Source organism: Microbacterium sp. Kw_RZR3, from assembly GCF_029222405.1.
In the GTDB taxonomy this organism is placed as follows: Bacteria; Actinomycetota; Actinomycetes; order Actinomycetales; family Microbacteriaceae; genus Microbacterium.
Genome location: NZ_JARHXC010000312.1, coordinates 1 through 11,802, shown reverse-complemented (window position 1 = coordinate 11,802; position 11,802 = coordinate 1). Strand labels below are relative to the sequence as shown.

The 11,802-nt window shown below is 69.5% G+C and carries 13 protein-coding genes and 1 pseudogene; 7 read left to right on the top strand and 7 right to left on the bottom strand.

The window, feature by feature from the left end; all coding sequences use genetic code 11:
* Nucleotides 1-1,345 (bottom strand): APC family permease (locus P2P98_RS17305; protein WP_275801502.1); only part of this gene is annotated, 1,345 nt, incomplete at its 3' end.
* A gap of 17 nt (nucleotides 1,346-1,362) precedes the next feature.
* A complete protein-coding gene (locus P2P98_RS17300) occupies nucleotides 1,363-2,979 on the bottom strand; it encodes an amidohydrolase (protein WP_275801501.1) in 1,617 nt (538 codons plus the stop codon).
* 169 nt (nucleotides 2,980-3,148) lie between these two features.
* Here P2P98_RS17300 and P2P98_RS17295 point away from each other — a divergent pair, with 169 nt between their 5' ends.
* The gene (locus P2P98_RS17295; protein ID WP_193754817.1) at nucleotides 3,149-3,772 is read left to right on the top strand and encodes a TetR/AcrR family transcriptional regulator C-terminal domain-containing protein; all 624 of its coding nucleotides are present in this window, start codon (nucleotides 3,149-3,151) and stop codon (nucleotides 3,770-3,772) included.
* Nucleotides 3,773-3,784: 12 nt separating this feature from the next.
* Here the strand turns inward: P2P98_RS17295 and P2P98_RS17290 are convergent, their stop codons facing one another.
* Nucleotides 3,785-4,588 carry a DUF1206 domain-containing protein gene (locus P2P98_RS17290; RefSeq protein WP_275801500.1) on the bottom strand — a complete coding sequence of 268 codons (804 nt, stop codon included), beginning with the start codon at nucleotides 4,586-4,588 and terminating at the stop codon, nucleotides 3,785-3,787.
* Between the two features lie 16 nt (nucleotides 4,589-4,604).
* Entirely contained in the window at nucleotides 4,605-5,282 is a 678-nt protein-coding gene (locus P2P98_RS17285) for a phosphatase PAP2 family protein (protein ID WP_275801499.1), read from the bottom strand.
* 256 nt (nucleotides 5,283-5,538) lie between these two features.
* Here P2P98_RS17285 and P2P98_RS17280 point away from each other — a divergent pair, with 256 nt between their 5' ends.
* Nucleotides 5,539-5,721 (top strand): antitoxin VbhA family protein, encoded by a 183-nt coding sequence (locus P2P98_RS17280; RefSeq protein WP_275801498.1) that lies wholly within the window; start codon nucleotides 5,539-5,541, stop codon nucleotides 5,719-5,721.
* Nucleotides 5,714-6,361 (top strand): Fic family protein, encoded by a 648-nt coding sequence (locus tag P2P98_RS17275; protein ID WP_275801497.1) that lies wholly within the window; start codon nucleotides 5,714-5,716, stop codon nucleotides 6,359-6,361. The genes P2P98_RS17280 and P2P98_RS17275 overlap by 8 nt, the downstream gene beginning before the upstream one ends.
* Nucleotides 6,362-6,367: 6 nt before the next feature.
* Here the strand turns inward: P2P98_RS17275 and P2P98_RS17270 are convergent, their stop codons facing one another.
* Entirely contained in the window at nucleotides 6,368-7,081 is a 714-nt protein-coding gene (locus P2P98_RS17270; RefSeq protein WP_345799733.1) for a DUF433 domain-containing protein, read from the bottom strand.
* 168 nt (nucleotides 7,082-7,249) lie between these two features.
* Here P2P98_RS17270 and P2P98_RS17265 point away from each other — a divergent pair, with 168 nt between their 5' ends.
* Genes P2P98_RS17265 through panB form a run of 3 tightly spaced genes read left to right on the top strand, consistent with a single transcriptional unit; the run spans nucleotide 7,250 to nucleotide 9,743 of the window.
* Nucleotides 7,250-8,014, top strand: coding sequence for a Rossmann-like and DUF2520 domain-containing protein (locus tag P2P98_RS17265; RefSeq protein WP_275801495.1), 765 nt, complete (start codon nucleotides 7,250-7,252; stop codon nucleotides 8,012-8,014).
* The gene (gene panC / locus P2P98_RS17260) at nucleotides 8,011-8,892 is read left to right on the top strand and encodes a pantoate--beta-alanine ligase (protein WP_275801494.1); all 882 of its coding nucleotides are present in this window, start codon (nucleotides 8,011-8,013) and stop codon (nucleotides 8,890-8,892) included. Before P2P98_RS17265 ends, panC begins: the two co-directional genes overlap by 4 nt.
* Complete coding sequence (gene panB, locus P2P98_RS17255; RefSeq protein WP_275801493.1) at nucleotides 8,889-9,743, top strand: 3-methyl-2-oxobutanoate hydroxymethyltransferase; 855 nt, start codon at nucleotides 8,889-8,891, stop codon at nucleotides 9,741-9,743. Before panC ends, panB begins: the two co-directional genes overlap by 4 nt.
* Nucleotides 9,744-9,847: 104 nt before the next feature.
* On the opposite strand, the pseudogene P2P98_RS17250 reads toward panB, so the two are convergent.
* Nucleotides 9,848-10,527, bottom strand: a pseudogene (locus P2P98_RS17250) (DsbA family oxidoreductase).
* A gap of 142 nt (nucleotides 10,528-10,669) precedes the next feature.
* The gene (locus P2P98_RS17245) at nucleotides 10,670-11,098 is read right to left on the bottom strand and encodes a helix-turn-helix domain-containing protein (protein WP_275801492.1); all 429 of its coding nucleotides are present in this window, start codon (nucleotides 11,096-11,098) and stop codon (nucleotides 10,670-10,672) included.
* 146 nt (nucleotides 11,099-11,244) lie between these two features.
* Here P2P98_RS17245 and P2P98_RS17240 point away from each other — a divergent pair.
* The coding region (locus P2P98_RS17240) for a hypothetical protein (protein WP_275801491.1) at nucleotides 11,245-11,802 on the top strand (558 nt) is incomplete at its 3' end.

The window sequence follows — 11,802 nt, the reverse complement described above, 5'->3', positions numbered from 1 at the left end:
TGCGTTCGGGCGCCTCGACTTCGTCGTCGAACTCGACCTCGGGCGGCCGACGGCGGAATCCGCGGGTCAGCACAGCCAGCCAGACGACGCCGACGCCGATCCAGACGAGACCGACCGTGAGCGCGAGCGGCGACAGGCTGAACCACAGCCACGCGGTGAGCGCGAAGCCGAGCGCGGGCAGGACCCCGTAGCGGAACACGGCGGCTCCGCCGCGACGCCCTTCGTCGATGAGGAAGTGCTTGATCACCGACAGGTTGACGAGCGAGAACGCGGCCAACGCACCGAAGCTGATGAGGGATGCCACCGTGTTCAGGTCGGCGAACAGCGCGGCGAGCGAGACGACACCGACGAAGATCGCCGCGCCGATCGGCGTCCGATAGCGCTTGCTCAGCCGAGCGAAGAAGCTCGGCAGCACGCCGTCACGCCCCATCGCGAACAGGATGCGCGCCACGCTCGCCTGCGAGGCGAGCGCCGCGGCGATGCAGCCCGCGATGTACGCGATGAGGAAGAAGAGCTCGAGCCAGCGCCCCGCGGCGATCTCCATGATCTGGTTCGCCGCCGCATCCGGGTTCTCGATGTCGGTGACGTTCGGGATGACGAGGGTCGACACGTACGCGATCACGGTGAAGATGAGCCCGCCGATGATCGTGGTCAGGATGATCGCCCGCGGGACCGTGCGCTCGGGGTCGCGCGCCTCCTCGGAGAGGGTCGAGATGGCGTCGAACCCGAGGAAGGACAGGGCGAGCATGGCCGCACCCGCGAGGAGGCCGGGGAAAGTGAGGCCGGCATCGTAGAGCGGCTGCAGCAACGAGACGCCGGGGTTCTGCAGGACGTGGAGCACCGCGCACACGACGAACACGGCCGCGAACACGAGCTGCAGACCCACCAGCACGAGGTTGGCGTTGCGCACGACCGTGATGCCCACGATGTTCAGCCCGGTGATGAGGAGGACGCCCGCCAGAGCGAACACCCACGGCGGGATGCCGGGCAGTTGGGCGTTGAGGTAGATGCCCATCAGCACGTAGTTGATGAGCGGGAGAAGCAGGTAGTCGATCATGAGCGACCACCCGGTGAGGAAGCCGACGTGACCGCCGAACGCGCGGCGGGCGTAGGTGTACGCGCTGCCCGCACGGGGGAACGCCTTCACGAGCGCCGCGTAGCTGAACGCGGTGAAGAGCATGGCGACGAGCGTGACGAGGTAGGCCGTCGGCACGTGGCCGCCGGTCGTGACGGCGACGAGGCCGTACGTGGTGAAGACGGTCAGCGGCACCATGTAGGCGAGGCCGAAGATGACGAGGGAGGGAACTCCCATGACTCGCCGGAGCGAGGTTTCGGAGGAGGTCACGGTTTTCCTGTTCGGGGTCAGAAGGAGCGAGGCGGAGTGGCGCCGGCGAGCGCCGACGCCGTGAAGGTGCGGATGCCGCGTCGCCACGTCCCGCGGATACGGGCATCGGCGATGCGGTCGACCGGCTCGCGGCGGATGTCGCGATCGAGCCAGACGAGGTCGGCGACCATGCCGGGGCGAAGAGCGCCGCGGTGAGCGTCGTCGCCGGCCTGCCATGCGACGCCGCTCGTGGCGGCGTCGAGGGCTTCGTCGAGGGTGAGTCGTTCCTCGGGCTGCCAGCCGCCGGCGGGCTGCCCGTCTTCGTCCTGGCGGGTCACCGCGGTGCGGATGCCGAGGAGCACATCCGGTGAGGTGACGGGCCAGTCGCTGCCGAAGCTGAGGTGCGCGCCGGCGGTGCGCGCGGCACGCATGCGGTACTGCCTCTCCCTCAGGGGGCCGAGGCGCGGCAGCGTGAGCTCGGTCATCACGGCGTCGGGGACGGCCCACTGGGGCTGGAAGCAAAAGGTGACCTCGAGTTCGGCGAGTCGCGGCAGGTCGGCCGGGTCGACGATCTGCGCGTGGGCGATCGTGAGGCGGCGCCCGCGGCGGAGGCTCTCTCGAATGCCCTCCGCTGCGCCGATCGCCGCCCGCACCGCTGCGTCGCCGATCGCGTGCAGGTGCACATCGAACCCGGCGGCGTCGCACGCGGCGACGGCTTCGCCGAGCTGATCCGGATGCCAGTTCGGCAGGCCGCGGGTGTGGGCATCGTGATAGCAGTCGAGCAGGTGCGCGGTGCGGTTCTCGAGGATGCCGTCGACGAAGAACTTCACGGTGCGTGCCGTGAGACCCGGGACCCCCGCGATGCCGTCGGCGGCGCGGCGCAGGTCGTCCAGCTGCGCCGGCCAGCGCGCGGGGTCGGCGCGCAGGGCGAGATCGACGTCGACCGCGAGCCGACCGCTCTCCGCCGCTGCCACCCACGAGGGGAGGTCGTCGAGCTCGGTCCAGGCCTCTTGCGCCCAGGCGATCCCGTTCGCCGCGAGACGTTCGGTGGCCCAGGCGAGCGCCTCGACGTCGGCCGCGACGGACGGACGCGGCGCGCGGTCCAAGACCAGGTCGATCGCCGGTCGCTCGACGAGCGTGCCGAGCGGGGAGCCGTCGGGACGGCGCTCGATGCGTCCGAGCGCGGGCTCGGGGGTCTCGGCATCCAGTCCCGCCGCCCGCAGGGCCGCGGTGTTCGCCCAGACCGTGTGATAGTCCCACGCGTGCAGGACGACGGGCCGCTCGGCCTCCGCCTCGTCGAGCCAGCGGGCGTCGAACATCCCGCCCGGGACGATCGTGGCGTCGTAGCTGCCGCCGATGAGCCAGGCGTCGTCGCTGTCCGCGGCCCACGCGCGGACCCTCTCGACGATCTCGGCGACGGAGGTCGCATCGCGCAGTTCCGGCCCGCGCCGCTCGCGACCGGCGAGCAGGGGGTGGGCGTGTCCGTCGCCGAACGCGGGGAGCAGAAGCCCTCCCTCGAGGTCGACCACCTCGGCATCGTCGGGGACCGGCGAGCCCGCGGATGCCACGACCCCGTCGATCACGACGAGTCGGTCGATGTCGGCCGTCGATCCGTCGACACGGATCGCGCCGTTCGTGAACACCACGACCGCCATGGAAACCTCCTTGAGACCACGCTGCGAGAAACATACAGCGTAGGTTTTAGGAACGCTACGACTTTTCCTCACGACGAATCCGCCGTTTCCTCGACTCGTCACGAACCCGATACACGCCCGAAACGCGGGCATCGCGTAACGTGGTCGAACCCGACCGAAAGGCCCCGACGTGCCCCGGCCGCCGCACCCCAAGCTCTCGCGCGAGGCGATCGCCCGCGCCGCCCTCGCTCTCGTCGATCGCGACGGTAGCGACGGGGCGAGCATCCGGCGCGTCGCCGACCGCCTGAAGGTGCACCCGACCTCGCTCTACAACCACGTGCCGAACCTCGCGGCGCTCATCGAAGACGTCCGCGCGCTGGTCTCGCAGCGCATCGACTCATCCTCGCTCCGTGACGACGAGTGGGAGGAGGGCCTGCGACGCTGGGCACGTTCCTACCGGGACGCCTTCCGTCGTCACCCCCGGACGATCCCGCTGCTCATGTCGCACCGGTCGTCGGCGCCGCTGCTGATGTCGCAGTACGAGGACTTCGCCGTCGCCGCCGAGCGCGTCGGCTGGAAGAGCGACGACATCCTCCCGCTGCTCACGGCCTTCGAGTCGTTCATCCTCGGCAGCGTGCTCGACATGTCGGGCCCGACCGTGATGTTCGATCCGACCGGACAGGAAGAGAGCGTTCCCCGCTTCGCGGCGGCCTACGCCACCCTCGTCGACCAGGACCCGGCCGACCCGGTCGCGACTCGCGCTTTCGAGCTCGGCCTCTCGCTCCTCATCGCCGGAGCCCGACCGCGGGAGTGAGGCCGGACGCGGTCACATGTGCGCGTATCGCGCGCGGGCGAAGCAGAAGAGGCCGTAGACGACGAGGCCCGCACCGACGAGCCACAGCACGACCTGCCCGAACGGCAGACCCGCGAGCGAGCGCAGGGCGGCATCGAGTCCGCCGGCGGTCGACGGGTCGTGCTTCAGCGCGGCGACCACGAACAGCACGCCCGCCACGCCGACGGCCACCCCCTTGGCGATGTACCCCACCATGCCGAAGGTGCGGATGCCGCGCCCCGCCGCCCCGCCGGGGATCGACATGTGCTTCTCGAACGCGTTCGTGAACCCGCGAACGACGAAGGCGACACCGACGGCCGCGACGCCGAGTCCGATGACGACGAGCAGCACAACCCCGGCTGGGCTCGACAGCAGCTGCGCGGACATCGTCTGCGACGACTGCGACGAGCTCGAGCGTCCGCCGAGCGCCACGGTGAGAGCGGTGAACGCGATCGCAGCGTAGGCGACGGCGGTGCCGACGAACTTCGCTCGATGCGCCCAGCGCTTCTTGGCATCCGGATCCTGCTCGACGATCGCCTCGGCGATCTGCCACACCGCCAGCGCGGCCAGGCCGACGACGATGACCCAGAGCAGCACCACTCCCGCGGGAACCTGAGCGACCTTCTCCAACGCCCCGCTCTGGTCGGCGCTGTCGCCGCCGGATCCGGTGGCGATCGAGATCGCGATCACCCCGATCAGCAGGTGGAGCAGGCCGAGCACGACGTAACCGACGCGCGCGGCGACCTCGAAAACGGTCGAGTCCTGCGCTCTGTTCGCGGCGGCCGAGGGAGTGGTCATCCGGGAACCGTAGTCCTCACGAACCCGTCACGGCGAGGCGTTGCGCTCGACGCTCGCGGACCACTTGGATGAGCGCCCACACGAACGTCGAGACCGCGACCCCCTCGAGAGCACCGGCGACGACGTCCGAGAGCCAGTGCGCGTGCAGGTAGGTACGGCTCCACATCATCAACACCACCCAGACAGCACCGGTGATCCACACCCACCGGCGGCGCAGGATCAGCCCGAGCACGACGGCGATGGTCGTCGCCACCGCCGTGTGCCCGGAGGGGAAGGAGGTCGCCATCGTCTCGGCCAGGGAGTCGGCGGGCCGCTGCCGGGCGATGACGGCGGCCATCGGCGCCCCGATCGCGACGACGAGAGCGATGGATGCCGCAACCGTCAGCGCGTCCCACGGGCGACGCCGGAGGGCGAAGACGATCGTCGTCGCCACCCCGATCACGATCATGCCGATCGTGCCGCCCACGATCGCGGGGACCCACGCGAGGATCACGCCCACCGGGGTCGCGATCGCCGCCATCGCGGCATCCCACCACACGTCGACGTCGAGGGCCGTGTGTCCGTTCAGGGCGACGGCGAGGCGCAGGGCGACGAACGCGACCGTGGCCAGCGCGCCGACGACGAGGGCGATGGCGCGGCGTGCGTCCGCTTCGGCGACGGGGAGCGCCGGGGCGTCGGCGGGTATGGCATCCATCCCGGAATCGTGACAGGACCGGATGCCGCGGAGCCAGGGATTGCGCCCGGGGGCGCGAGCGCTCCCGAGGCGCCTCGCACGGCCACCGCATAAACGCTGTTCGCGCGCAGAAACACGTGCACAGCGCGTTTATGCGCGCGGATCGCGTTTATGCGCGACGCGGGAAAAGCCTGCTCGAGGAACAACACCGGGCCTGAACGACGGCGTCGACGAGCTCATCGCTGAGAGAATGGAGCCGAGGAGAAGGAGACCACCGATGGCTGCACTCGATTCGCGGGAGGCCCGGCGTGAGCTCGTGATCGACACCATGGCGAGCTGGGCCCTCGAAGATATGGAGCCCACCCCGGAGATGGTGCAAGACATCGGCCTCTACGTCGAGGGGAAGATCTCGACGGCGGAGATCATCGAGAAGGTCAAGCGCGGGGGCTACCGTGACTGACGGTTTCGTCGACCCGTACGTCTATCCGGGTTCGAGCGTCTTGAAGAACCTTCTCGACGAACGCGACCGGAACCGTCTCGAACGCCAGGAGTATCAACTCACCCTTGCCCGCCGGATGGAGCTCGAAGTCGCCCCGATCACGGGGCCCTTCGACCTTGCCCGGTGGGCCGAGACCCACCGTCGCCTCTTCCAGGACGTGTACGCGTGGGCCGGCCGGATCCGCACGGTCGAGATCAGCAAGGGTTCATCTCAGTTCCATGCCTCGGCGCTCATACCGTCCGCGGCGGGGAGCACCCTCGACTGGCTTGCGACGTCCGGTCTCTTGAACCCCGAGATCGACGAGGCCGAGTTCGTGGTGCTGGCAAGCGATCTGCTCGAGAAGATGAATGACATCCATCCTTTCCGCGAAGGCAACGGTCGGACGCAGCGCGCCTTCCTCGACCAGGTCGCGCGGGTATCGGGTCGTCGGCTCGCCTGGCGCAACGTGACTTCCCGGGAACACCTGACCGCCAGTATCCGCGCCTTCAACGCGGGGAACGGCGAGCCGTTTCGACCGATACTCGAACTCGTGCGTCAGCCTCCGCTCGACGGGCTGTCGCCCCTCGATCCGTCCGTCTACCAGGTGACGAAGCCGATCTGACAGCGATCACCGACACGTCGCGGGCACCTCGCCCGCGGAGCCCGGTCGTGCTGCCTGAAGAAGAAGCGAAGTCAGTTCCTCGTCCTCGAGCCCGAAATCCTGTGCGACATCCGCCATCGGATCACCATCGCGTAGTCGGCTCAGAACGTCCTCGACGCGGACACCGAGGCGCGCGATCGTCGGTTGACCCGAGTTGCGCCGGGGATCGACGACGACCTCGGCTCTTTCGTACGTCGGCAGGCGCAGAGAGTCGATGTAGCCGTCGCGGTAGCTGATCGTTCGCAGGTACTGATCGACGACGTCGCGGAAGACTCCCTGTCGATTACGAACGACGACGAGGTCGTGGTCGCCGTTCTCGATGAGAATCTCCGCGCCGTCCGTTTTCAGCTTCTCGCGGAGCAGAGCGTTCTCCAGACCGAGCTCGTTGCGCAGGACATCCACCGCTGGACGAATGCGAGCCAGGGGGAGACCTGCGCGACGAAACGACTCCACGATGTACCCCTCGGCGAGGGCGTTGAAGGGCACGGTGAATCCGCGGCCACTCTTCACACCCCGGAGGATGGGGTCACTCCATCGCCGGCCGCTGCCGTTGCGCTGCCGAAACGCGTGCCCGTGTGCCCACCGACCGAAAGACGACGTGGGAGCCCGAATGATGTGAGCGGCCTCGGAAAGCGTGTAGATCGGGGTCGTGTACGCCCGATCCGAGATCGACGTTTGCATACAAAGGGTAGATGGAGGCGGTGCGGTCTGCATCGCTGATTCACCCGCCGCATGGCAGCGACCGAGCGGTAGCCGAGCGGTAGCCGGTCTCTGCGCCTCACCGGCCTCCCGGTAAGCGAGTACGGTTGACTGCGGCGAAGCCGCCTCCGCGGCTGTCACCCCACGCACATGACACCGCAGCCCCTCCCCTCCGCCCTGGCACTCTCCGGGCCCCTCCTCGTCGTCGGCGACGGCCGGATGGGTCGCGCGCTCGTCGCCGCTCTCGAGGCGGCGGGGGTTCCCGTCGCAGGCCCCGCGGGGCGGGGCGAGTCCGGCGCGGACGCCGGCATCGTGCTCCTCGCCGTTCCGGATGCCGAGATCGCGTCGGCCGCGCGCGCGATCGCGCCCGGCCGGATCGTCGGCCACCTCTCCGGCTCGCTCGACCTCTCGGTCCTCCACCCGCACGACGCGTTCAGCATTCATCCCCTCATGACGGTGACGGGCGCGGGAACATCGTTCGCGGGCGTCACGGCGGCCCTCTCGGCGAGCTCACCCGCGGCCCATGCCGTCGCATCCGCCCTCGCCGATGAGCTGGGCATGACCGGTGTCGACGTTCTCGACGAGGACCGCGCGGCGTACCACGCCGCGGCCTCGATCGCAGCGAACTTCCTGGTCACTCTCGAAGGGATGGCCGAGCAGCTCGCGGCGACCGCGGGAGTCGAGCGGGAAGCCCTCGTCCCCCTTGTCCGGGCAGCCGTCGACAACTGGGCGGATCGCGGAGCCGCGGCCGCGCTGACCGGACCGGTCTCCCGCGGCGACGCGGCCACGATCGAGCGGCAGCGCCGGGCGATCAGCGAGCGACTGCCGGACCGTCTGGCCCTGTTCGACGCGCTCGTCGACGCCACCCGCGACCTCGCCGCCACGCAACGAACCGGAAGAGAGACGACCTCATGAGCATCCGCATCGTGCGCACCCTCGCAGACCTGCGCGCGGCCCTCTCCCCCCTCCGCGGTGAGCAGATCGGGTTCGTTCCGACCATGGGCGCCCTGCACGAGGGTCACCTCTCCCTCCTTCGCACCGCGCGGTCCGAGAACGCCACCGTCGTGCTGTCGATCTTCGTGAACCCGACGCAGTTCGGCGAGGCCGCCGACCTCGCCGCCTACCCGCGCACCGAAGAAGCCGACGTCGAGCTGGCCGCCGAAGCCGGCACCGACCTCGTGTTCGCCCCCTCGCCCGCCGAGATGTACCCCGCGGGCTTCGCGACGAGCGTCTCGGTCGCCGGAGCGATCACGGGAACGTTGGAGGGCGCTGTCCGCGGCCGCTCCCACTTCGACGGAGTCGCGACGGTCGTCACCAAGCTCCTCCTCGCGGTCCAGCCCGACCGCGCGTACTTCGGCGCCAAGGACGCGCAGCAGGTCGTCGTCGTGCGCCGCATGGTGAGCGATCTCGGCATCCCCGTCGAGATCGTGGCGCGCCCGACCTCGCGCGACGACGACGGTCTCGCGCGTTCCAGCCGCAACACCCGACTCTCGGCCGAGGAGCGCGATGTCGCGGCCGTCATCCCGCGCGCGCTTCGAGCGGCACAGGATGCCTTCGCCTCCGGCATCCGCGATTCTCACCGCCTCACGACCGTCGTGCGCGACGAACTGGGCGGGGCGGGACTCGACCCCGAGTACGTCGAGGCGGTCGACGCGGACAGTCTCGAGCCGATCACGACGGCCGAGACCCCGACGCTGCTCGCGCTCGCCGTTCGGGTGGGTGAGGTGCGGCTCATCGACAACGTGGTCCTCGGCGTGGACGATCTCATCCCGGTGACCGGGAGTCCGTCGTGACGCGCCCCCGGGTCACGCTCCGCCGCCTCCGCGAGCTCGCCGAAGCCGGCACGCCGATCGTCATGGTGACGGCGTACGACTTCCCGTCGGGCCGCGTCGCCGAGCGCGCGGGCGTCGACATCGTGCTCGTCGGCGACTCCGGAGCACAGGTGGTGCTCGGACACCCCGACACCACCTCGGTGACCCTCGACGAGATGCTGACGCTCTCGAAAGCCGTTCGTCGCGCGGTGCAGACCCCGCTCGTGGTGTGCGATCTGCCGTTCGGAACGACCGAGCTGAGCGACGAGCAGGCCGTCGCGACGTCGGTCCGCTTCGTCCACGAGGCCGGTGCCGACGCGGTCAAGATCGAGGGCGCGAACGCGGCCCGCCTGTCCCGGCTTCGAGCGATCGTCGAGGCCGGCATCCCGGTCGTCGGCCACGTGGGCCTGACACCGCAGACCGCGACGGCGCTCGGTGGCCTCCGAGCCCAAGGGCGTACCGATGATGACGCGATCCGGGTGGCCCGTGACGCCCTCGCGGTGCAGGATGCCGGAGCGTTCGCGATCGTGATCGAGGCGGTTCCCGCCGATGTCGTCGCCGAGATCCGCCGGGCACTGCGCATCCCCGTCATCGGCATCGGCGCGGGCGAGGCCGACGGACAGGTGCTCGTCCAGCACGACCTGCTCGGCATCACGGAGGGCCGCGCCCCCGTCTTCGTCAAGCGCTACGCCGCTCTCGGCGACGCGATGGTGGAGGGTGTCGAGACGTACGCGCGCGAGGTGCGCGAGGGCGTCTTCCCCGCGGCGGAGCACACGTATCGTGCGACGCAGGATGCGGCGGCGGCGGTGCGGGCGTTCGTCGAGGCGCGGTGACATGGCTTCTGGGATGACGCACGCGTCGCCGGATTCCGGGTCGCAGAACGCCGCCTCGTCGTCGCCGACCGACTGCAGAGCGAACGGCCGGTCGGATCCGTCGCTCATGCCGCACCCGCCGAAGTCTCAGTGACGGGCTGCGCGAGCGCGCGGGCGTATCCGTCGACGGACTGGGCACCCGAGGCGGCCAGGCGGCGATCGAACACGGTGAACGGAACCCCCCGAACACCCAGGCGCTGACCCTCTTCGATGTCGGCGCGGACGTCCGCCGCGTAGTCGTCCCCCTCCAGCACCTCGCGTACTCGATCTTCGGAAAGCCCCACCTCGATACCGGCCGCCGCGAGAGCGTCGGGCGCGAAGGGTTGAGCTCCCCCGCGAAGAAGCGGTCCTGCACCAGCGAGAAGAACTCGACCCCGACGCCCTGTTCCTGCGCGTACTGGAAGACACGATGGAAATCGAAGGTGTTCGCGTTGAGTCGGTCCACCGAGAATGCGAGGCCTTCGCTCTGCGCGAGGGCCTGGATCTGACGCTCGGCCCGCACGACGACCTGCGCATCTCCGCCGTGCGAGCGGATGAAGGCGCTCTCGATCGTCTCCGGCGTCTTCGGCGCGCCCGGGTTCAGCTCGAACGAACGCAGCCGAAGCTCGAAGCGATCGCCGTCCGCGCGATTCGCGATGGCCTCTTCGAGTCGGTGTTTACCGACGTAGCACCAGGGGCAGCCCAGGTCAGTCCAGACCTCGATCACGACGCGTTGCGATGTTTCGGACAGGATGCTGTCGGTCATCATTTCCACCTCACTTGTAGTGCGCAACAACATCATCGAACTGTTGTCGAACGCTTACAACAGGCACTTCGAAGTGCCTGACGGAGGGGGAAGTTCGTCGCTCAGCGCAGCGGCGCGCGAGCGCCGCTCCGGGATGGCCGGCTCAGTCGGCGAGCGCCGCGGGGGCGCCCTTCACTCCGGCTCTTCCGACTCCGACTCGCTCGTGAAGTGCCCGGTTCGCCGCGACCGCCGAATGGTTCTCGACCGCCCACTGCGAGAGCTGCAGGACGGCGCGCTGAAGCGACCTCCCCAGGTCGGTCGCGCAATACTCCACCCTCGGGGGAATCTCCGCATACGCCTGCCGCTCGACGAGACCGTCCCGTTCGAGCGCTTTCAGCGTCACCGTCAGCATCCGCTGCGAGACTCCGGGGATGCTGGCCATCAGGTCTGAGTAGCGGAGCGTCCGGTCGCCGAGCGTGGTGAGCACGAGAACGGTCCACTTGTCACCGATGCGGTCCAGGACCTCCCGGATGAAGGCACTGTCCTCCGGCCACGATGTGCACGGCCCGACAGCCGCTCGTTCTTTCGCCATGCGTGCCTCCTCGGCTGATCCTTCACCGTAGCAACGCACCGCTCGCGGCAGCCGCGACGCGAGTTCTGCTCCCGACTCGTGAAGAACGAGAGCAGCCCGAATAGCGGTGCGCGTCCACGGGGCGGACGACCGCTAGAGTCGCGTTCGTGCCGACACCCGCGCCGCACCCGCACGCGGCATACGACCGCTCCATGGAGCGCTGGCAAAGTTGGGGCGCCCGATGGCGGCGTTTCGGTCAGGTCGCCTTCTACGTGGTGGCGGGCGTCCTCACGGTTGCTATCACGGCGATCTTGGTCGCCAGCCTGATCGATCTCGGGCAACCACGGGTGTGGGGCACCTTCACCCAGCAGGGGTGCGAACAGCGGCCGCGCGGAGGTTGCCGCCCCTTCGGCTCGTGGATCAGCGACGATGGAACGATCGTCCAGAGGCACGTCTACCTCAACGGGTGGACCGATGGCACGGGCCGGACACGGGCTGCTTTCCAGCCGACCGCTCTCCTGGGTGACGACGTCGTCAACGTCCCCTTTTTCACGGGCGCGGCGCCGGTCCTCATGGGCATCCTGCTGGTCTGGTGGGTGGCCGTCGCCGTGAGGAGGGCGGCCGCCTGGGGGGATATCGTCCTCCCCCGTACGAGATGGCTCGGCGGAGCCCCTCGCAGACAAGGAGTTCTCGGCATCCGAGGGTCGTTCCGGCGTCAGTACCGA

What these genes read in the sequence shown, in the direction of transcription:
- P2P98_RS17290 (WP_275801500.1), bottom strand. Translation starts at nt 4,588, where the DNA reads ATGACCACTCCCTCGGCCGCCGCGAACAGAGCGCAGGACTCGACCGTT.
- P2P98_RS17300 (WP_275801501.1), bottom strand. Translation starts at nt 2,979, where the DNA reads ATGGCGGTCGTGGTGTTCACGAACGGCGCGATCCGTGTCGACGGATCG.
- P2P98_RS17270 (WP_345799733.1), bottom strand. Translation starts at nt 7,081, where the DNA reads ATGCAAACGTCGATCTCGGATCGGGCGTACACGACCCCGATCTACACG.
- P2P98_RS17280 (WP_275801498.1), top strand. Translation starts at nt 5,539, where the DNA reads ATGGCTGCACTCGATTCGCGGGAGGCCCGGCGTGAGCTCGTGATCGAC.
- P2P98_RS17245 (WP_275801492.1), bottom strand. Translation starts at nt 11,098, where the DNA reads ATGGCGAAAGAACGAGCGGCTGTCGGGCCGTGCACATCGTGGCCGGAG.
- P2P98_RS17265 (WP_275801495.1), top strand. Translation starts at nt 7,250, where the DNA reads ATGACACCGCAGCCCCTCCCCTCCGCCCTGGCACTCTCCGGGCCCCTC.
- P2P98_RS17285 (WP_275801499.1), bottom strand. Translation starts at nt 5,282, where the DNA reads ATGGATGCCATACCCGCCGACGCCCCGGCGCTCCCCGTCGCCGAAGCG.
- panC (WP_275801494.1), top strand. Translation starts at nt 8,011, where the DNA reads ATGAGCATCCGCATCGTGCGCACCCTCGCAGACCTGCGCGCGGCCCTC.